The organism is Porphyromonas miyakawae, from assembly GCF_045865415.1.
Classification (GTDB): domain Bacteria; phylum Bacteroidota; class Bacteroidia; order Bacteroidales; family Porphyromonadaceae; genus Porphyromonas; species Porphyromonas miyakawae.
In genome coordinates this window covers 441,871-464,037 of the sequence record NZ_BAAFSF010000001.1, presented here as the reverse complement: position 1 = coordinate 464,037, position 22,167 = coordinate 441,871, and the positions used below count along the sequence as shown (strand labels likewise).

Here is a 22,167-nt window from a genome sequence, read left to right as displayed (position 1 = left end):
TATTTTTATTAGGTTTTTCCTATAACCGAATTCGCATCCCCTTATTTACAATCCACAGCATATAAATCCCCAAAACAAAATCAATGGTCAATGATGTATTAGGGCATGATTTTTAAGCTAATGCAGGGAACAGCAATAAGTACAGATCTATGAAATAAAAAGTATAGATCTATGAAATGATAGGTATAGATCTTTTGACTGAAATGTTCAGATCTAATTATCGAGCAGAATCTAAGAGATATTCTGCGGTAAGCTTACGATACTCGTTTGAATAAGTACCATCAGGCTCTCGGACCACGATTTGCTCCTTTTCCGGGAAACCTCCCTTGCTACAGATACCCCATTCACTTAATAGGAGCTTAGGATGCGCGCCTCGTACGGTTACAACCTCTGCCATACGGAGCAGCGATAAGCGGTGATAAGCTGCCGACATACAGAGCGACCGGTAGCTATCACAGGGAGTGACTAAGGCTATTTTTCCTTCGGGCTTAAGCAGATGAGCAGAAGCCTCCATAAGCGTTTCAAGAGACAATGCGTCATTATAACGTGCTAACGCCTTGGCAGGAGAAGATGTTTTTAGTCCGCACTTAAAATAGGGTGGATTAGAAATGATTAGATCTATCGAGGAAGCTTGGGGCGTCACCCGCCACCATTCATTAAAATCTGCTCTGACCACTTTTATTTGACAGTGGGGTCGGCAAGAAGCTATAAAAGAAGAGGCATTATTGGCTGCAGTAGCTGCGGCCGAAGGATCCATTTCCACTGCATAGTAGAGGGCTTCAGGGCTATGCTGCGCCAACATTAGAGTCAACACACCACACCCACATCCCACATCTATGACCGTTTTAGCGTTCTCATTGCAAGGTAAAGAAGCCCATGCGCCTAACAAGACGCTATCCGTGGTGATACGTTGTGCGCAATTCTCCTGTGATAAGGAGAATTGCTTGAACGAGAAATGGTTATTTATAGGCACTACGCGGCTTTATTTCAATGTCGTCCAACGTTAAGTGGGTAAAGGCATTGATGAAAGCAGCTGCCAATCGGGCATTCGTAATCAGAGGTATATTGAGATCTATAGCCGTTCTCCTCAACCTATACCCATTAGTAAGCTCCCCTTGAGAGAGGTTCTTATTGATATTGACCACCATATCAATTTTACGCTCATGCAACATATTGAGCGCTTGAGGCTTACCCTCCTCGTCAGGCCAATACACATGTACCGATGGCACACCATTATCCTGTAAGAACTTATGAGTGCCCTCTGTAGCATAAATAGTAAATCCACGCTCTGCAAGCTTACGACAAGGCTCAAGCAAGTCAGCTTTTTGCTTATATCCCCCACTCGAAATGAGTACACTGCGCTTTGGGATAGTATAGCCAACGGATAGCATAGCCTTTAGAATTGCTTCATCCGTATCATCTCCGAGACAACCAACTTCGCCTGTACTAGTCATATCCACACCGAGTACGGGGTCAGCCTGCTGAAGACGGTTAAAAGAGAACTGAGAAGCTTTAATTCCTATATAATCGAGGTCAAATGCGCTCTTCTGGGGCTTCTCATACGGAAGACCCAACATAATACGGGTTGCTAAGTCAATAAAATTAATATTGAGCACCTTGCTGACAAAGGGGAAGCTACGAGAGGCTCTTAGATTGCACTCTATTACCTTAATATCATTCTCCCTTGCAAGGAACTGAATATTAAAGGGGCCACTGATACATAGCGCTTGAGCAATCTTTCGGCTAATCCGCTTAATTCTACGCACTGTTTCGACATAAAGCTTTTGTGCAGGGAACTGAATAGTTGCGTCTCCGGAATGCACACCTGCAAATTCTATATGCTCACTAATGGCATAAGCCACTATTTCGCCTTTGTCAGCGACAGCATCCATCTCTATCTCCTTGGCATGCTCAATAAACTGACTCACCACCACGGGATGTTTCTGCGACACATTAGCTGCAAGTTTCAAGAAGCGTACAAGCTCCCCTTGATTAGAGCATACATTCATAGCCGCACCCGACAGCACATAACTAGGACGCACCAACACCGGATAGCCTACCTCTTCTACAAATTGCTCTATATCTTCTAAAGAGGTCAATTCGCGCCATGCAGGTTGATCAACACCTATTCCGTCCATTGTGGCAGAGAATTTGTGCCTATCTTCTGCATTATCAATACTCTTGGCCGAGGTACCCAATAAGGGGACACCCACCTCATCCAAACGGACAGCAAGATTATTTGGGATCTGTCCACCGGTTGACACAATCACACCAAACGGCTTTTCCATTTCAATGATATCCAGCACTCGCTCAAAAGTAAGTTCATCGAAATAGAGTCGATCACTCATATCGTAATCGGTACTAACCGTCTCCGGATTATAATTAATCATCACTGAAGGATAACCGGCCTGACGGATCGTTCGCAAAGCGTTAACTCCGCACCAGTCAAACTCCACACTGCTTCCTATACGATAAGCACCGCTTCCCAGTACAATCACAGATTTATTCTGCTCGGGAAAAACGATATCATCCTCTGAACCATGATAAGTAAGGTATAGGTAATTCGTTTTGGCGGGGAATTCAGCAGCCAGTGTATCAATCTGTTTTACATAAGGGCGTATGCCTCGGGAAAGACGATACTTACGCGTCTCCATCATGGCTTCATCCATCTCTACATTCATGCCTTTGATGGCACGTGTCACTTGGAAGTCACTAAAGCCCTGTCGTTTAGCTAATAAAAGCAGATCATCCGGCACCTGTTCAATTGAATTGTAGGCGGCAAGCTGTTCGCTCGTATCAATTATTCCTTTTAGACGATAGAGGAACCATTTGTCGATTTTGGTAAGTTCGTGGATGGCATCCACCGTATAACCTTGGCGAAGAGCTTTACTTATTACGAATATTCTACGATCCGTAGGCTCACGGAGTGCAGAGTCAATGTCAGGTATCACCAGTTCTTTATTTTCACAGAAACCATGCATACCTTGGCCAATCATACGGAGTCCTTTCTGGATAGCCTCCTCAAAAGTACGACCAATCGCCATCACTTCGCCTACACTCTTCATGCTACTGCCCAGCAAACGTGAAACGCCATGGAACTTTCCTAAGTCCCAGCGTGGTATTTTGCACACACAGTAATCAAGAGCCGGTTCAAAGAACGCACAGGTAGTACCGGTCACGTTATTAGCTACTTCGTGTAATGCGTAACCCAACCCCAATTTGGCTGCTACAAAAGCTAAGGGATAACCCGTTGCTTTTGAAGCTAATGCAGAAGAGCGCGACAATCTAGCATTTACCTCTATCACACGATAATCGCGACTCTCAGGATCAAGAGCATATTGTACATTGCATTCCCCTACTATTCCAAGATGACGAATTATACGGATAGAAAGTTCACGCAGCATGTGATAGTCGTCATTGGAAAGCGTTTGAGAGGGAGCTACCACAATACTTTCGCCCGTATGGATGCCTAAAGGGTCAAAGTTCTCCATATTGCAGACCGTGATGCAATTATCATATCGGTCGCGCACCACTTCGTATTCAATCTCCTTCCACCCCTTAAGACTCTTTTCTACCAGTACTTGTGGGGAGAACGAAAAGGCCTTTTCACACAGCTTAACTAACTCTTCTTTATTATCGCAGAATCCGCTTCCCAAGCCACCCAAAGCATATGCAGCGCGTATAATCACCGGATACCCAAGAGTCTCAGCGGCATGAGCAGCCTCGTTGATGCTTTCACAAGCTCGGCTGCTGATTGTTTTTACAGATATTTCGTTCAGCTTTTCGACAAAAAGCTCTCTGTCTTCCGTGGCAATAATGGTATCTACCGGAGTACCCAATACTTTAACATTGTACTTTTCCAATACACCACTTTTGTATAGAGCCACCCCACAATTAAGAGCCGTTTGTCCACCAAAAGAAAGAAGGATGGCGTCGGGACGCTCCTTCTCAATAACACGCTCTACAAAATATGGCGTAACAGGCAAGAAGTAGACTTCATCGGCCACTTCGCTTCCTGTCTGCACCGTAGCAATATTTGGGTTGATGAGGATTGTGCGGATTCCCTCTTCACGCACAGCTTTTAGAGCCTGGCTACCGGAGTAGTCAAACTCACCGGCTTCACCTATCTTGAGTGCGCCACTTCCCAAAAGCAATATTTTATTGATTCCCGCTTCTTTCATAGGTCTAACGATTTACTGCTGTGTGAATGAATTGATCAAAGAGAAAAAGCGTATCGGTAGGTCCGCCACAAGCTTCCGGGTGGAACTGTACACTGAAGAAAGGCTTTGTTTTGTGCTGCAAGCCCTCATTGGTATGGTCATTCAGGTTAATATAGCTGCACTGCCAATCACTCGGTATAGTACTATTATCCACCGCAAAGCTATGGTTCTGGCTGGTAATAAAGCAACGCTTCGTATCACACTCCATTACCGGCTGATTATGACTGCGATGCCCATATTTAAGTTTGTATATATTTGCTCCGGCAGCAAGAGCCATCAATTGATTACCCATACAAATGCCCATGATCGGTTTACTGTCATTGTAACAGTCGCGTATCATGGATATCGTCTTACCGCACTTCGTAGGATCTCCCGGTCCATTTGATATAAAGAGCGCATCATATTCCACAGAGGAAAGATCATAATCCCAAGGAAGTCGAATTAAGGTTACCTCCGGTCTAATAAGCTGGCGGAGCATATTATTTTTGACCCCGCAGTCAATCATGGCAATGCGCGTTGCGCCGCTCCCATAAATAATAGGCTCATTGATAGAAGCACATGCCACGAGGTTTCGGGTTTCAAATAGCTCATCCACAGGCTCTTCTGTCACTCCTTCTATAAGAATAGTACCTTTCATGGAGCCTTTTTCACGCAAATGCTTAGTCAATGCTCGTGTATCAATTCCACTTAATGCCGGAGTACCATTTTCTATCAACTTATCAGCAAGTGAAGAGGAGGCATCCCAATGACTGTAATGGGTGGAGTAATCTGCACAGATCAAGCCTTGTACCCAAATACGATCACTTTCGTATTCTTCTGATATTTGATTGGCATCGCGCGTCTCCTTCGGCATTCCGTAATTTCCTATCATGGGATAGGTCTCCAATAGGATTTGGCCCATAAAACTCGGATCGGAAAGCCCTTCCGGATAACCATTCATGGCGGTATTAAAGACTACCTCCCCAATGCTATTGCGCGCAGCTCCAAAGGAGACACCTTCAAAGCGTGAGCTATCTTCCAATACTAAAACTCCTTTTGTCATAACGCTTCTCCTCAATTAGGATGCTTCATATATATATCCTCCACGTAACGAATAAACGATTCGTTCACCAAATGATACCCACCGGGGGTTGGGTAGTCTCCGGTAAAATACCATGCTCCGGGATGCTCCGGGATCGCTGCCCTAAGCCCCTCAATAGATTGGAAAACAATAGAAACAGGACAAGAGCACTCTTCAGGACGAACCATTTCGGCTATCTGACGTGTGATCTCCTCAGCCGTAAAGGGCTTGTAAATAGCTTTTACTACGTTGGGTACTATTTGTGTCTTAGGACGCTGCACATAAGCGAGAGCCTTACGATACTGATCCATAATCACGGATGCCGTACCTAACCTATGATGCAGTGCCACAGCCGCACGGAAAGCTATGAACTCTTCCATATGGCGCATGTCAATCCCATAACAATCGGGATAACGAATCTGTGGGGCACTTGAAGCTATCACGATCTTGGTGGGTCCCAAACGAGTAAGCATTCGCAGGATACTTTGCTTTAATGTAGTGCCGCGTACAATACTATCATCAATTATAACAAGGCGATCCACATTCTTGACAATACTGCCATAGGTCACATCGTACACATGGGCAGCCAGATCGTTACGGCTATTTCCCTCGGCAATAAAAGTGCGCAACTTTATATCTTTAATCGCCACTTTCTCACTTCGTACCGCTTTTGACAGAATAGATTTGATCTGCTCCTCGGTGGGATTCTGTAATTGGCTTATTTCTTTTGCCTTTACTCCATTGAGGTGATCACGAAGCCCCTCCATCATACCATAATAGGCTACTTCTGCTGTATTGGGAATGAAAGAGAAGACAGTATGATCCAAATCGTGATCTACTGCTTCTAATATGTCTGGTACAAGCTGACGCCCTAAGGCTTTGCGCTCATGATAAATTTCCTTGTCGCTAGCACGAGAAAAATAGATGCGCTCAAACGAGCAGGCCTCATTTTTACCTTCTTCCAAGATACGCTCAAAATTGCAGTCTCCGGCTTGATTCACTATCAGCGCCTCGCCCGGCTGCAATTCCTTTACCTCTTCGAAAGAGACTGACATAACAGTTTGTATAACTGCCCGTTCACTTGCAACGACTACGATCTCATCATCGATATAGTAGAAAGCAGGACGTATCCCATGCGCATCTCTAAAAGCAAACACTTCTCCGTTGCCCGTTTCTCCGCACATCACGTAGCCACCATCCCAAAGGGGAGCACAACGCTTCAGCACATTGCCGATGCTGATTCGCTCTTCTATGAAGTGCGTGATATCCATCCCCTCCAAACTATGCTCATTCTTTCCGATACGGTAAAGGCGTTCGACCTCACGATCCAAAGCGTGACCGATCTGCTCCAGCATAATGTGTGTATCACTCGTAATGCGAGGGTGCTGTCCTTTGTCGGTTATTGCCTTAAAGATAGCATCTACATTGGTAAGATTGAAATTACCACATAGTGCCAAGCTTTTAGCGCGCCAATTGCTTCTACGCACCATGGGGTGGATATAGGTAAGTCCGCTTTTCCCTGTGGTGCTATAACGCAAATGCCCCATATAGCACTCACCCGCAAAGGGGATACTCTGTTCTGCGAATTGAAGATTATAGAGCTCTTCTGAGGAGTAATCGGCAAACTGATGATGAATCCTACTAAAGATCTCACTGATAGCACCGCTTCCTTCTGCACGCTCTCTGAATAGGTATTCCTCCCCGGGAGGGGCACTCATCTTAACTACCGCAAGACCGGCACCATCTTGTCCTCTATTGTGCTGCTTTTCCATGAGGAGATAGAGCTTATTAAGCCCATACATCCAAGTGCCATACTGCTCCTGGTAATATTGCAACGGCTTGCGAAGCCTCACTATCGCAATACCACACTCATGCTTTATGATATCGGTCATCTTTTTCCTCCCTGTTTCTTTTGTTGTTCGCGCATCATCTGCATTTGCTTACGCTGTGCCTCTTCTAAGCGTGCGGCAAATCCACTCTTCTTTTTGGGCTTTTTCTTATTCTCCTCTATACGAGCCAATACCTTTTCCTCATTTATCATCAAACGGCTTGCCACGAACTGCAAGATCGTGATTAAGGTCGAGATAAAATAGTAATAACAAAGTCCGGATGCGTTGTTATTGAAGAAAAAGAAGAACATGATAGACATCATGTAGGGCATCCACTTCATCATCTTCATTTGTTGGTTGTTCTGACCTGTGGCATTCTGACTCATTGTATAACGCGAGTAGAGAATATTTGTCACAGCCCAAAGTAAACAAAAGAGACTAATATGATTGCCCATCAACCCTGTGAGGATAGGAATATTAAAGTTCCAAGTAAGAATAGCATCATACGAGGAAAGGTCCTTAACCCATAAGAATGGCTCACCACGTAAGTCTATTGCCGTAGGGAAGAACATATAAAGTGCAATTAAGAAGGGCATTTGAAAGAGCATCGGCAGGCAGCCACTCATCGGATTTGCTCCAGCGGCCTTATAGAGTGCCATAGTCTCTTGGCTGCGCTTCATCATCATGCTCTGTTCGTTGCCGGGATATTTGGCGTTAATTGCCTCTACTTGGGGCTTTAGAACACGCATCTTAGCCTGTGACATGTAGCTCTTGAAGGTAAGCGGAGAGAGTGCCAACTTGATAATCAGAGTCAACAAAAGTATGATGATACCCCAATTATCAATAAATCCTTTCAAAAAGTCTACCACCGGAATGATCAAATATAGATTGATACTACGGAAAAGACTTCCACCCACATAAACCAATCGCTCTAAATGCAACTGTTCATGCCCATTTACACCCTTGTCATAAGCCTTTAGCAGGTGATGCTCCAAAGGACCCATATAGAGGGTGAACTTTGCACTTTCTCCGGACCTGGAGGTGAAGGGGAAAGAGCTGGCCAACGATACAGACTTTGTATAAGCTCCGTCCTTAGGAAGTGTGGTATGTCCGATAGAGTTATGCTCAAAATAATGCGCTTCGTCTCCGGCAATAAACACCGTTGCAAAGAACTTGTCCTTAAAAGCCACCCAATGCAAACGATCGCTTACAGACTTTTCACTTTGCTGCTTAGTCTCCTTGAGGCGTTCTACGTCGGAGTCTGAGAACTTGTAGTAGATACCGGTATAGTTATTTTCATTTTGCCATGACTTTTCTTGTCGGGGCATCTGCTGCGACATCTCAAAGTCGAGGAAGCTAAGATTGCCCGGGAAAATACGCTCCGGTTGATTACTTGTCAGCGTCATGTCCAACATATAGTCATCGCTGCGCAAAGTATAGTTGAGGTCCAAATAAGCAACGCTATCCGCTACTAAACGCATCGTAAGGGTAGAATCACTCTTTGCGACAGGTTGAAAGGAAAGATCCTTTGACTCTACAATTCGTCCCTCTATGGTGCGAATATATATATTGAGAAGCGCTGCCCCATCAAAGAGATACAGCGGCTTTTCATTCCACGTTTTATACTCCTTTAGCTCAGCACGTACCGGCATTCCCCCCTTTGTATCAAGAGTAACTGCAAGACGGTCGTTTTCTAATACAATCTGCTTTGATACTGTAGATTCATTAGTTGAAAAGAGTCCTCCAACGGATACTGACTGCTTGGTAGAATCCCCCGATTCTACTTTTTCGCTCTCAGTTGTAGTTGCCAGCTCCGTTTTCGGAGTATCTATTTTTTCTTGATGGGGCTTGGGACGATTCAATATAGAAAAGCCGAAGATCACAACGGCTATCAGTATCATCCCAATGATGGTATTCTTATCCATTTACACTATTTGACAACGAACAATGCATCTAATTGCTACATTATTTCGCCATGCTATACAATATATAGTTCTACTTACTTGTTTGTTTTTGCCTGATGAGCTATAGCAGCTTGAATAAAGCTCATAAAGAGTGGGCTGGGGTTCAGTACAGTGCTCTTATACTCCGGATGGTACTGTACACCTATGTACCAAGGGTGACCATCCAGCTCTAAGGCTTCAATCAGCCCATTATCCGGATTTATTCCTACTGCATGAAAACCATGTTGTTCGAACTCATCCAGAAAAGCACTATTAAATTCGTAACGATGACGATGGCGCTCCCTAATAAGCTCTTTGCCATATGCCTGCTCCAGCTTAGAGTTTTTCTTCAAACGACAAGGATATCCTCCCAAACGCATAGACCCACCTAGGTCAGTCACATTCTTTTGGTTATCCATCAGGTCAATTACCTTATGCGCCGTATTGGCATCTATTTCAGCTGTATTGGCATCTTTATAGCCCAATACATTGCGGGCATATTCAATAGCCATACACTGCATTCCTAAGCATATACCCAAAGTAGGAATACCCTTTTCGCGTGCATATCGAAGTGCCAATAGCTTGCCCTCTACTCCTCGAGAACCAAATCCGGGAGCAACGACTATACCATCGCAATGCCCAAGTTTTTTCTCCAAATCCTTTTCCTTAAGATTCTCACTTTGCACCAGTAGCAATTTAAGTTTCCGATCATTGTAAATAGCAGACTGGAGCAACGCTTCGTCGATACTCTTATAGGCATCTTGCAACGATACATACTTACCCACCAAGGCTATGTGCACCTCCTCCGTAGCACGCTTCATACGATCGACGAAAGAGCGCCACGGTTTTAATTCAGGATCCGGACCGGGTTCAACTCCCATTTTCTTCAAAAGCGTACTATCCATGCCTTGACTAAGCAAAAGGGGAGGAATCTCGTATATGGTAGGCATGTCAATACTCTGGATCACTGCATCAGGAGCCACATTACAGAAGAGGGCGACTTTTTGCAGCATATCCTCTTCCAAATGATGCTCTGTACGAAGTACCAATATATCGGGTTGAATACCACTCTCCTGTAATTGCTTTACCGAGTGCTGTGTGGGTTTCGTTTTATACTCCTTTGCAGCTTTGATAAAAGGCACATAAGTAAGATGAACTACCGCACAGCGCCGCCCCATTTCCCATTTGAGCTGACGTACTGCTTCTATAAATGGAAGTGCCTCTATATCGCCTACAACTCCGCCTATTTCTGTAATCACAAAGTCATAGTGTTCTTTTTCCCCAAGGGACTTCACACAGCGCTTGATCTCATCTGTGATATGGGGAATCACTTGCACCGTTTTTCCAAGATAATCGCCACGACGCTCTTTACGAATTACAGTTTGATATATACGACCGGTCGTTACATTATTATTGCGCGATGTCTGTACATTGAGAAAGCGCTCATAGTGGCCCAAATCCAAATCGGTTTCACAACCATCATCCGTTACATAGCACTCTCCGTGCTCGTAGGGATTGAGTGTTCCGGGATCAATATTGATGTAGGGGTCAAACTTCTGTATCGTCACCTTATAGCCTCGCGCCTGCAACAGCTTGCCCAAAGATGCGGCTATAATCCCTTTCCCCAAAGAGGAGACAACCCCTCCTGTAACAAATATATACCTCGTATCGTCCTGTTTCATTCGATTATCGTTCTTTTCTCTTTCCTCCCACACACAAGATACGTAAGAAGGACACTTGCCTCAAATACACACCTTATCTTCGCCTTGCAAAGATAACGCATTCAAAGAAGACAAACACATTACATTGAGGTTATACACACAAACAAATAAAATCCATGCAAAAGAAAGGTGCTATTACTACCCCCATTGATAAGTAAGTATCGCGGCACTCAAAAAATTCATTAACAAAGCACAAGATACTGCACTTAAGAAATGGTGTACAGAAAGCACCCACTTTCACCTATTCGATGATTGCGTTCCTACGCACAGATATACGAGAAAGGTCCGTTAGTTGAATTAATTAAAGAAGCGTTGGGCTAGAACCCCCTCCCAGCCCAACAGATACAAACAAACAAATAATTAATAGCGCAAAGAAACAAATAAAAAAGCAAACAAGCAAACGATTATGAATTGCACCACAGAAGCAACAAGCTCACAGAGTGGCTAACGCAAAAAATAAACACAAAGGAAAGGGGGAGCTTGAAACTTCCCCTCAACACTGCAAACAAGTAACTGCAAATAAGTAAAATAAGTTAGAAAAAAGTCAACATCACGATTCTCACGAACAGTAATAGAAACCTAACAAACAATGACATATGGCGAAGATACAACCAACTGTAGATAACGATACTGAGTGAGTGCGTAGTGCAGAAAATTAAGTCATTAGTAATTTGTAATTATTATATTTGCCATGAGTCAGAAAAATAAAAGGACATAACCTACAAATGCAACCAGGCAGCACGTACCAAACGAACGAAAGTGCCTCTGTGAGCATGTAAAACAATTTATACACTGCACAGAAAATAAAGCTGCTACAATATTGTATATGTACGTATGTAGAATATAAAACTTACACGACAATGGGCGAAAGCTATCTCAAATTTGACCGCACACTACTCGCTAACCTTGATGAGTCGCTCCGCTATGAATACATACGAAGCAATCGCATGGGGGCTTTCGGTAGCAGCACCTTAATAGGCTGCAATACGCGTAAGTACCATGGTCTACTGGTAGTACCTCTCCCCGAGCTGAGTGATCGCAATCATGTATTGCTCAGTTCTTTGGATGCTACTGTCATACAGCACAACACCCCTTTCCACACTGCTGTTCACTACTACGAAGGAGGGCATATAGCCCCCGGTGGACACAAATACATTCGCTCATGCAGCATAGATAGCGTTCCCAAAACCATCTACCAAGTAGGCGGAGTGCTCCTTCAGCGAGAGATACTTCTTGAGAGATACCAACCTCGGGTAATCATCAAATACACACTGCTGGAAGCACATAGCGACACCAAGCTACAGTTGCGTCCGTTAGTTGCTTTCCGAGACGTCACACTACTCACACACGAGAATGATCAAGCCGACACTCGCTGCCTCGCCGTTGAAAATGGTATCGCCATGTGTCTTTATCCTAAGTATCCCACGCTATACATGCAATGCACAGGCGAAGCAACCTTCCACGAAGAGGGACTTTGGTACAAACACTTCCAATACCTTAAGGAAAAGATTCGGGGATATGAGTCAGTGGAAGATCTCTATTCTCCGGGGTACTTTGAGTGCGCAATTAAGCCGGGTGAATCAATCTATTTTGCAGCAGGACTCTCCTCGCTTGACATTGCGAGCATCGACACGCTCTATGCAAAGGAAGCCCAAAGCCGTCCTCCCCGCACCTCATTTACGGAGTGCCTGCGCCATGCAGCCGAGCAATTCTACGTCAGAGAAGGCGAGAAAGAGTATCTGTTGGCAGGCTTCCCATGGTTTGGCATACGCGCCCGCGACACCTTCATTGCACTCCCGGGCTGTACCCTCTACGCAAACCGACAAGAGACCTTTGAGCGTATCTTGCAAACTACCATTCCGGAGTTACTAAACTTCATCCACCAAGAAGCCAACTACCGGGAAAGCCGCATAGAAGGGCTCAAAGATCCCGATGTGGGAGTTTGGGCTGTTCGCTGTATTATGCAGTATGCCGACTTTGTAGGTATAGAGGCTGCATCGGCCAAGTATGGTCACCTTTTGGATGAGATTATTCGCTACTATTTGAGTAACCGACACCCCAACTGTCGCCTCACCGAGAGTGGATTGCTTTATTTAGAGGGGGATGGACGTGCCTTAACCTGGATGGATGCGGAGGTGGATGGCAAAGCGGTTATTCCGAGGCGTGGATACTTAGTAGAGCTAAATGCACTTTGGTTCAATGCACTCTCGTTCTACAACTCCCTACCCGGAAGAGAGAAAGATCACAGTATTGAGGCCCTTTTACAAAAGATTCAGCAGAACTTCTGCAGCACCTTCATCAATCCATATGGCTACCTATACGACTATGTATTAGAAAACGGATATAAAGAGTTGGGGGTGCGACCTAATATGCTTTTTGCGATTTCTCTGCCCTACTCACCCATGGAGAGACGCAAGCAGCGTGATGTATTGGATATCATTACAAAAGAGTTACTCACACCTAAGGGGATTCGCACGCTCAGTCCCCGAAGCGACGGCTATAAACCCCACTGCGATGGGTTACAATCAGAGCGGAATATAGCCTACTACAATGGCTCCGCCTGGCCTTGGCTCATGGGTGCATACACGGATGCCTACCTTCGGATCTATGGCAGTAAGGGGATAAGCTTTCTGAAACGTATTTTTATCGCTCTTACGGATGAAATTAAGCGACATGGCGTGGCTACCTATTCGGAGCTGTACGATGGCACCCCTCCCTATGAATGGCACGGGGCGATCTCTTTTGCCATGAGTGTAGGAGAAATATTAAGAGGGCAATACATTATTGAGCATGCCGCACAGAAAGAACAACTCTCTTTTAATTACCTTTTGGACGACTGATAAGCGGTGAAAGTATTAATGTTTGGTTGGGAGTTTCCTCCCCATATATTCGGCGGATTAGGCACAGCGAGCTACGGACTAACCGAAGGGCTTGCCGAGCAGCCCGGAGTTGATGAGATCTCCTTTGTCGTTCCTCACCCCTACGGAGATGAAGAGGCTACTTTTGTCAAGATCATTGGTGCTGACACCACTCCTATTGTGTACAAAGACGTAACTCCGGATCAGATACAAGCACACTTCGGCTCACGGACCACGCCCAACGAATACTACCGGTTACGCAAACACCTCTATGCCGACTTTCGTTACCGCTACACGGATTCCTTGGGTTGCATTCCATTTGCGGGCGGATACCCCAACAACCTCTTAGAGGAGATCAATAACTACTCCATTGTTGCAGGCGTGATTGCCCGAGCTACGGACTTCGACATCATCCATGCACATGACTGGGTATGCTACCCTGCCGGCATCCATGCCAAAGCAATAAGTGGGAAACCTTTAGTCATACACGTACATGCTACCGACTTTGACAGAAGCCGTGGTAATGTAAATCCCGAGGTTTTCCGCATTGAATTGGATGGGATGAATCATGCCGATCACATAGTTACCGTAAGTGATCTGACACGACGCACCGTTATCGACAAATACCATCAGCCACCCGACAAGGTAACAACCGTACACAATGCAGTAACTCCGCTCAGTAAACAAATATTAGAGCTTCCGAACAAACGGGGCGTAAAGGACAAAGTGGTCACCTTCCTCGGGCGAATAACCATGCAGAAGGGACCGGAATACTTTGTAGAGGCCGCAGCGAAAGTACTTCGCAATACCCAAGGAGTGCGCTTTGTAATGGCCGGCAATGGGGATATGATGGACAGCATGATCCGACTTGTAGCACAACGTCGCATAGCAGACCGCTTTCATTTCACCGGATTTATGAAAGGGAGAGAGGTATATGAGATATACAAAGCAAGTGATGTGTATGTAATGCCTTCGGTAAGCGAGCCCTTTGGCATCTCGCCCTTGGAAGCAATGCAGTGTGGGGTGCCCTCCATCATCTCTGTACAATCGGGTTGCGCTGAGATACTCCGCTACGCACTAAAGGTAGACTATTGGGATGTAGATGCTCTGGCTAATGCCATTCACTCGGTGATTGCCTATCCGTCGCTACACCAATTCCTCAAGGAAAAAGGCCTGGAGGAGGTAAACAACATTAAATGGTACGATGCGGGCCGCAAACTATCGGATATTTATTCTAAACTACTCTCTAACAGATGAAAAAGATCACGCTCATATTTAATCTTCATCAGCCATTCCGACTAAAACGATACCGCTTCTTTGACATCGGAAATGATCATTATTACTACGATGACTTCGAGAACGAAGAAATCATCCGACGAAACAATGAGCAAACCTATGCACCCGCTAATGAAGCTTTGCTCCAACTCATGGAGCAGAACCCCGACTTCAAGGTCTCTTTTGTGATTAGCGGCACGATGATTGAGCAATTGGAAACCTTTGCTCCCGAAACTATCCATACTTTCAAGTTGCTCGCCGAAACCGGGCGGACCGACTTCTTGGCCACTCCTTATGCACACTCTATTGCATCGCTTTTCGACAAGAAAGAGTTTGAGTACCAAATGCGTCTGCATTCTCGCAATGTAACTTCCCTTTTTGGCATTACGCCCTCCGTGGTATGCAATACGGAGTTGCTCTATAATGATGAAATAGCTGAATCGGTCTATGCGCTTGGCTATAAAGGAATCCTCACCGAAGGGGCAAAGCATATTCTCGGCTGGAAAAGTCCTAACTACCTCTACCAAACCAACAACGCACACCCCATAAAGCTCTTAGTCCGTAACGCTGCTATTAGTGACAAAATACAGGTACTATTTGGACGCTACGACTCAGGTGATTACCCCTACACAGTAGACAAGCTCCTACGCGCCATCCAATCATTACCCACCGACGAAGAGGAAGTCGTACTCTATATGGACTATGAAGTAATGGGGACCCTATGGAGTGCTGCAACCGGCATATTCGACTTCTTTAAGGCACTACCGCATATGGCTCAAGAAGCCGGGATAGGCTTCTCCACAGCAAAGGAATCCATTGAGAGAAAAGCCCTCGGTGGTGCACTGGAAGTACGGTACCCTATCAGTATTATCGGGGAGGCCAAAGATAGCTCTCCCTGGCTGGGCAACGAGCTACAAGAGGGAGCCAAGGAGCTTCTCCTCAAATGGGGCGAAAGAGTGCGTATTACGCGAGACAACAATCTCTTACAGGACTGGCTTTACTTACAAAGTGCCGACCATTTTTACTATATGAACACCCGCAAAGAGCTTGTCGGCACCTTCTCCCCTTTCGATACCCCCTTTGCAGCCTTCACAAACTATATGAATGTACTCAGTGACTTTATTTTACGAATTGAAACTGAATACCCCTCTTCCATAGAAAATGAAGAACTGCATGCCCTCCTATCTACGATAGACAACCAAAATGAAAAGATAACACAACTCCAAAGGGAGCTAGACATGCTTAAAGAGAAGCATTAAACGCTTCTTTACGCACAACAACTGCCCCTCCTGCAAACGTATAATGCAGAAGGGGCAGTTGTATATATAAACATGCTTATCAAAATCTTATCTTTGCCATAGATAATCAACTAACTGCATGCCTATAACAAAGAACATGTCCACACAGCAAAATAACAATCCTAAAGAACAACTCGAGAGCCTCTTTATACACCCCGACACCCCGCTCGGGGCATATCCCTTTGATGTACTGAAAGAGGATGACTTTGCTCATCTTATTGATGAGGCTATCGCACAAGAGGAGGAAGATATCCTTACCATTGAGCGCAACGCAGACTCCCCCTCTTTTGAGAATACTATTTTGGCACTCGAGGAGAGTGGCAAAGCCCTCGAAGCGCTTTTAGGGGCTTTTTACAATCTTCTTCATGCACATTCCTCTGAAAAACTCATGGCCCTTTCGGAGGAGTTTGCGCCTAAGCTTACTGCTCTACGACTACGCAAGTTACACTCCCCCATACTCTTCAAACGCATTCACACGCTCTATGAGCAGCGGGAGTTCCTTGCATTGTCGAAAGAAGAAAAACGCCTCATGTACCGCGCTTATGAATCGTTTGTTGATAGTGGAGCAGCGGTCAACGAAGCACAACAGGAAAATCTGGGAAAAGTATTCTTACGCCTCAGCAAGTCAACGACAGCTTTTGGCAATCAGGCACTGAAGGATCAGGAGTTATTTAGATACTTCTTACCCTTAGGGAGTGCAGCAGTAGAGCCCCTCCCCCAAAGCATACTCAATAGAGCAAAAAGTCGCTGTACGGAAGAGAGACAAGAAAGCGGCTACCTATTCGCCCTTACAGCTCCCGAATACCAAGCCGTAATGAGCTACTCACCGGATGAGGCACTTCGTAAGACCTTCTATTACGCATGGATGCAACGAGGCAATCATCCTAACTGCTACAATACAACGCACCTCATACGCACAATCATAGCGGCTCGCTTAGAGATAGCCCAAATACTTGGCTATTCATCCTATGCAGCCTATGCACTCAAAGACCGCATGCTCTCTGATCCGGAAGAGGTAATCAAGCTACTGAATGAATTAGAAACGGCCTCGCGTAATAAATGCCAAGCAGAACTGCGTATGCTGGCAGCGCAAGACCCGACACTCAGTGTTACACCATGGAATATACCATATCTTTTTGAGCAAATCCGTCGTAAGCAATTGGATTACAATAGAGAGGAAGTGCGTGCTTATTTCCCTGCTGACCAAGCAGTTAGCGGAGTACTCAGACTGGCAGAACAGCTCTATCGGATTCACTTTATAGAGCGTAGCGATATACCCGTTTACGACCCTTGTGTAAAGACCTTTGAAGTATGGGATAATCAAACGGACCGGCATTTGGGGCTGCTCTATTTGGATCTCTTCGCTCGTTCCGGCAAAAGAAGTGGGGCTTGGATGAATAACTTGAAAGATCAAGATGAAAAGCAGCGACCCCATATTCTTATTGTAATGAATTTTACCCCACCTGAAGCAGATCGCCCCGCATTACTCTATTTAGAAGATGTACATACACTGCTACATGAATTTGGACATGCCATGCATGGCATGCTCTCCCAAGTGCGCTATAAATCGCTCAGTGGGACTAATGTAACGCGAGATTTCGTAGAGCTACCCAGTCAAATCATGGAGAATTGGCTTTATGAGCCGGAGTTTCTCCAAAGCTTTGCAAAGCACTACCAGACAAACGCCCCACTTCCTCAGCACTTAATAGACAAGATTCTGGCGACTCGTTGCTTCCAAAGTGGATATGCTACACAAAGGCAGCTCTCTTTCGGATTCCTTGATATGGCTTATCACTCCATCACCTCTAAGGAGGATATTCCTATGGATATAGAGGCATTCGAGAAAAATGCTATGAAGCAAGCCACCTGCTTCCCGCTTCCAGCCGAGGGATGCCTAATGAGCAGTGCGTTCGGACACCTCTTTGCAGGAGGCTATGCAGCAGGCTACTACGGGTATAAATGGAGCGAAGTACTGGCAGCGGACGCTTTTTCCCTATTCCAAGAAAAGGGAATCTACAATACACTCGTGGCGGACTGCTTCAGACGAGAAATACTGGAGAAAGGAGATACGGAGGAGGCCATGGAACTCTATGAACGATTCCGAGGCCGCAGACCCCTTGTAAGTGCACTTATTCACCAAGATGGATTGAGAGAGTAAAAGGGCGGACAAAAAGATTTAGATCTTTCGCACCATTCATTTATCTATAACTTTCAATTGAAACATCTATACCTTTTGCGTGAAAGGTATAGATGTTTTTTCGCTTAATGAGCAAGTAGATATAAGAAGGAGAAAGTACTCGGACTAACTTATCTACCGGCTCTGCTGAAAAGGGATCTGTCACCCTATGCAAAAGCACTATTCCGAACGTACAATAAGGTCATTGTCCAGCATTGGAAGCTAGTAGCTAAAAGCAGCGTTTGCAATCAGCACCTATGTAATCATGCTCGCCTTATCCTTGTTTGCTGCCTCGGCACAATTGTAAAGGCTTGCTATTTTAAGCACAAACTAAGAAATGCACATAAAAAAGACCCCGAGAGGCCTTAAATCCTCTCAGGGTCATCACGAAACGAAAATTATTACTCTTTATAGATTTATCCGAAATTATCGAAGTGTATTTGCCCCGGATCTACCCCCAAGTCATCCAGCATCTTAAGTGCAGAAGCTGACATCGGACCGGGTCCACACATGTAGTACTCTATATCCTCAGGTGCATCGTGATCCTTGAGATAATTGTCGTATATCACTTGGTGGATAAAGCCCGTAGGTCCATCCCAATTATCTTCCGGCCGTGCAGCACTCAAAGCAATTACAAACTTAAAGTTAGGAAATTCTTTTTCAATAGCGCGAAAATCTTCCTCATAGAATATTTCACTCTTTGAACGGGCTCCGTACCAGAATGTAACCTTACGAGTAGTTTTTTCCGTACGGAATAAATGTAATAGCTGAGCACGTAAGGGAGCCATACCTGCTCCACCTCCGATATAAAGCATTTCTGCATCGCTATTCTCATTGATATGGAAGTCCCCATAAGGACCACTCATAGTGACTTTATCACCGGGTTTCAAAGAGAAAATATAGCTAGATGCAACTCCGGTCGGCACCCCTGCCATCCATGTATGCGTATTGCGATCTATAGGCGGTGTAGCAATACGCACATTTAAGGTAATAATATTCCCCTCTTCAGGGTAATTAGCCATAGAGTAAGCTCGCACAGTAGGTTCAGTATTGCGAGACTTAATACCCCACATACCAAACTTATCCCAATCGGCACGGAACGGATCCTCTCCCGCCTTATTGGTTATGTCGAATGAACTATAATCTACTTCATAAGCCGGTATCTTAATCTGTGCATAGCTACCACTCTTGAACTCCATGTGCTCGCCTTCAGGTAGCTTAACCACAAACTCCTTGATAAACGTAGATACGTTACGATTAGACAGCACCTCACATTCCCATTCCTTAATGCCGAATATAGATTCGTCCACTAGAATGGAGAGCGGCTCCTTAACCTTTGTTTGGCATCCCAAGCGCCAATGATTCATTTGCTCCTTACGAGTAAAATGCGGTGTTTCAGTCGGGAGGATCTGACCACCCCCCTCGAGCACTTGCACGCGGCATTGACCACATGTACCTCCTCCACCACAAGCAGAAGAGAGAAAAATACCTTCATTTTGAAGCGTGTTGAGCAAAGTTCCCCCCAAAGGCACCTCTAATTCACGGTCTCCATTTATGGTAAGCTTTACATTGCCACTCGGTATCAGCTTCTTTTTAGCAAATAACAAAAGGATGACCAAAATCAGTATGATAATCAAAAAGACAACCACACCAGTTACGATCAATAGATAATTGACATCCATAGGTTTACGTTTTGAGAATTAGAGTTTTACACCGGAGAAGCTTAGGAAAGCGATTCCCATCAATCCGGTAATTATCAATACAATACCATATCCACGAAGTGGCTTAGGCACATTAGAGAATTTCAACTTTTCACGTATTGCAGCCACACCGACAATGGCTAATAGCCAACCAAGTCCCGAGCCAAAACCATAGATAGTAGCTTCGCCTAAGTCGGCAAACTCACGTTGCTGCATAAAGAGAGATCCGCCTAAGATAGAGCAGTTCACTGCAATCAAAGGGAGGAAAATACCCAGGGAGTTATACAACGAAGGAGAATAACGCTCTACGATCATCTCTACCAACTGCGTAAAAGCCGCAATAACAGCAATGAAGATGATGAAAGAGAGGAAGCTCAGATCCATATTCGCAAAGTTGGGACCTAACCAAGAGAGAGCCCCTTCTTTGAAGATATAGTTCTCCAGCAGCCAGTTAATTGGCAAAGTACACGTTAGAATAAACGTCACTGCCATTCCCAAGCCGAAAGAGGTCTTTACATTCTTCGAAACAGCCAAGAAGGAGCACATCCCAAGATAATATGCAAAGATCATATTATCAATGAAGATACTCCGGAAGAATAGACTCAAATAATCCATAATTAATACTCTATCTCAACAAATAGGTCTTCTGCTCTTATTTATATCTCCTGAAGTTCCTTCACACGAGAGCGTTGTACCCATACTATACAAGCCAACAACACTAATGCCATAGGAGCCATATTCATCAAACCAAAGTTTTCATAGCCGGCATCATACCAGCTGCTCGGAATTATCTGAATACCAAAAAGCGATCCGAAACCGAATAGCTCTCTTACAAAGGCTATGATAATAAGCACTATGGCATAACCTACCCCGTTGCCAATTCCATCCAAGAAGGAAGCCCAAGGCTTATTGTTCAATGCAAATGCCTCCAAACGTCCCATTAGGATACAATTGGTAATGATCAATCCGACATACACAGAAAGTTGCTTACTTACGTCATAAGCAAAGGCCTTCAATACTTCGTTCACAATAGAAACCAGTGCGGCACATACAACTAACTGCACAATAATTCGTATCCGAGTGGGAATTCCCTTACGTAATAGGGATATAATCAAATTGGCAAAAGCTACTACCACTATCACACTAAGCCCCATTACCATAGCGGGCTTCAGCTGAGAAGTAACGGCAAGCGCACTACATATCCCAAGCACCTGTACCAATACGGGGTTATTATTATTGAGAGGCCCTAAGAGTACCTCTTTTGTTTTTTTATCCATATTAGTTTATTCCTTCTGTTGTTATATCGTTACTTACGGGAGTTCCCTTTGCCAACTTACCGAGGAAAGCGTTGTAAGGTATCAAGCAGTCGTGCAACATATCGTTCACTCCGTTGCTGGTAAGCGTTCCTCCGGAAATACCATCTACCTGATCCATATTCTGCACCTTACGACCTTTCTTCACTACAGCTATACCCACTACTCCGGTTTCTAAAGTACCTATATGCTTTCCATCAAATTGGGAGGAGAAGGCTTCATGCACAATTTCGCCACCCAACCCGGGCGTCTCTGAAGCGTGACTAAAGTCTATCCCATACACTGTATATCCATCGTCGTTGAGAGCTATATAACCCCATATATCACCCCATAGTCCCATTCCGTTAAGCGGAATCACATATTTGGTAGATCCATCCACTTCAGCTTCATAGAGTGGTAGCGGAGTAGTAGCATCTTTTCTATAATATTTATACTGGTTCTTTGTGTTCATATAAAACACCTCACTGCTACCCAACTCGCTTCCGGTAAACTCTTTTACAATGTCACCCTTATCATTGATAAGCAACTCGCGCTTAATAGTTGATTGATAGACATTGATTACCTGAGCCTTATCATCAGGATTTTGCTTGAGGCTACGGAGCACCTGCTGCATTTTATCAATTCTCTCATTGGCTTGCTGGGGCTTTCTGAGTACCTGCGAAGTAAACGCTAAAGCTACCGCTACAATGATAATCATCACTGCTGTGTAGATAAGCGTATAACTGTTACTATCTTTATTCATCTTACCCATAATAGCTTGTTGATTCTACACAC

At 44.8% G+C, this 22,167-nt stretch carries 14 protein-coding genes; 4 read left to right on the top strand and 10 right to left on the bottom strand.

What is annotated here, in order from left to right:
- Nucleotides 1-217: 217 nt before the first annotated feature.
- From ACLWMH_RS01730 to ACLWMH_RS01705, 6 genes are all read right to left on the bottom strand, one after another.
- Complete coding sequence (locus tag ACLWMH_RS01730) at nt 218-973, bottom strand: tRNA1(Val) (adenine(37)-N6)-methyltransferase (protein WP_411915035.1); 756 nt, start codon at nt 971-973, stop codon at nt 218-220.
- The gene (carB, locus tag ACLWMH_RS01725; protein ID WP_411915034.1) at nt 960-4,181 is read right to left on the bottom strand and encodes a carbamoyl-phosphate synthase (glutamine-hydrolyzing) large subunit; all 3,222 of its coding nucleotides are present in this window, start codon (nt 4,179-4,181) and stop codon (nt 960-962) included. The genes ACLWMH_RS01730 and carB overlap by 14 nt, the downstream gene beginning before the upstream one ends.
- Before the next feature lie 4 nt (nt 4,182-4,185).
- Nucleotides 4,186-5,262 carry a glutamine-hydrolyzing carbamoyl-phosphate synthase small subunit gene (gene carA / locus ACLWMH_RS01720; RefSeq protein WP_411915033.1) on the bottom strand — a complete coding sequence of 359 codons (1,077 nt, stop codon included), beginning with the start codon at nt 5,260-5,262 and terminating at the stop codon, nt 4,186-4,188.
- An 11-nt stretch (nt 5,263-5,273) separates the two neighbouring features.
- Nucleotides 5,274-7,172: an amidophosphoribosyltransferase gene (locus ACLWMH_RS01715; RefSeq protein ID WP_411915032.1), complete on the bottom strand. Its 1,899-nt coding sequence runs from the start codon at nt 7,170-7,172 to the stop codon at nt 5,274-5,276.
- Nucleotides 7,169-9,034, bottom strand: coding sequence for a membrane protein insertase YidC (gene yidC / locus ACLWMH_RS01710; RefSeq protein ID WP_411915031.1), 1,866 nt, complete (start codon nt 9,032-9,034; stop codon nt 7,169-7,171). The genes ACLWMH_RS01715 and yidC overlap by 4 nt, the downstream gene beginning before the upstream one ends.
- A gap of 74 nt (nt 9,035-9,108) precedes the next feature.
- Entirely contained in the window at nt 9,109-10,734 is a 1,626-nt protein-coding gene (locus tag ACLWMH_RS01705; RefSeq protein WP_411915030.1) for a CTP synthase, read from the bottom strand.
- Between the two features lie 899 nt (nt 10,735-11,633).
- Here ACLWMH_RS01705 and ACLWMH_RS01700 point away from each other — a divergent pair.
- From ACLWMH_RS01700 to ACLWMH_RS01685, 4 genes are all read left to right on the top strand, one after another.
- Nucleotides 11,634-13,613: a glycogen debranching enzyme N-terminal domain-containing protein gene (locus ACLWMH_RS01700; protein WP_411915029.1), complete on the top strand. Its 1,980-nt coding sequence runs from the start codon at nt 11,634-11,636 to the stop codon at nt 13,611-13,613.
- A gap of 6 nt (nt 13,614-13,619) precedes the next feature.
- Nucleotides 13,620-14,888, top strand: a complete 1,269-nt coding sequence (locus ACLWMH_RS01695; protein WP_411915028.1) for a glycosyltransferase family 4 protein — start codon at nt 13,620-13,622, stop codon at nt 14,886-14,888.
- Nucleotides 14,885-16,165 carry a glycoside hydrolase family 57 protein gene (locus ACLWMH_RS01690; RefSeq protein ID WP_411915027.1) on the top strand — a complete coding sequence of 427 codons (1,281 nt, stop codon included), beginning with the start codon at nt 14,885-14,887 and terminating at the stop codon, nt 16,163-16,165. Before ACLWMH_RS01695 ends, ACLWMH_RS01690 begins: the two co-directional genes overlap by 4 nt.
- A gap of 136 nt (nt 16,166-16,301) precedes the next feature.
- Nucleotides 16,302-18,362 carry a M3 family metallopeptidase gene (locus tag ACLWMH_RS01685; RefSeq protein WP_411915026.1) on the top strand — a complete coding sequence of 687 codons (2,061 nt, stop codon included), beginning with the start codon at nt 16,302-16,304 and terminating at the stop codon, nt 18,360-18,362.
- A gap of 434 nt (nt 18,363-18,796) precedes the next feature.
- On the opposite strand, the gene nqrF is transcribed toward ACLWMH_RS01685, so the two are convergent.
- From nqrF to nqrC, 4 genes are read right to left on the bottom strand one after another with little or no spacing between them, the layout of a single operon-like run.
- Entirely contained in the window at nt 18,797-20,062 is a 1,266-nt protein-coding gene (gene nqrF / locus ACLWMH_RS01680) for an NADH:ubiquinone reductase (Na(+)-transporting) subunit F (protein WP_411915025.1), read from the bottom strand.
- 18 nt (nt 20,063-20,080) lie between these two features.
- Nucleotides 20,081-20,695, bottom strand: a complete 615-nt coding sequence (gene nqrE / locus ACLWMH_RS01675; protein ID WP_411915024.1) for an NADH:ubiquinone reductase (Na(+)-transporting) subunit E — start codon at nt 20,693-20,695, stop codon at nt 20,081-20,083.
- 41 nt (nt 20,696-20,736) lie between these two features.
- On the bottom strand, nt 20,737-21,357 hold the full coding sequence (locus tag ACLWMH_RS01670) for an NADH:ubiquinone reductase (Na(+)-transporting) subunit D (RefSeq protein ID WP_411915023.1): 621 nt from the start codon (nt 21,355-21,357) through the stop codon (nt 20,737-20,739).
- A gap of 1 nt (nt 21,358) precedes the next feature.
- Nucleotides 21,359-22,135, bottom strand: coding sequence for an NADH:ubiquinone reductase (Na(+)-transporting) subunit C (nqrC, locus tag ACLWMH_RS01665; RefSeq protein ID WP_411915022.1), 777 nt, complete (start codon nt 22,133-22,135; stop codon nt 21,359-21,361).
- Nucleotides 22,136-22,167: the final 32 nt, after the last annotated feature.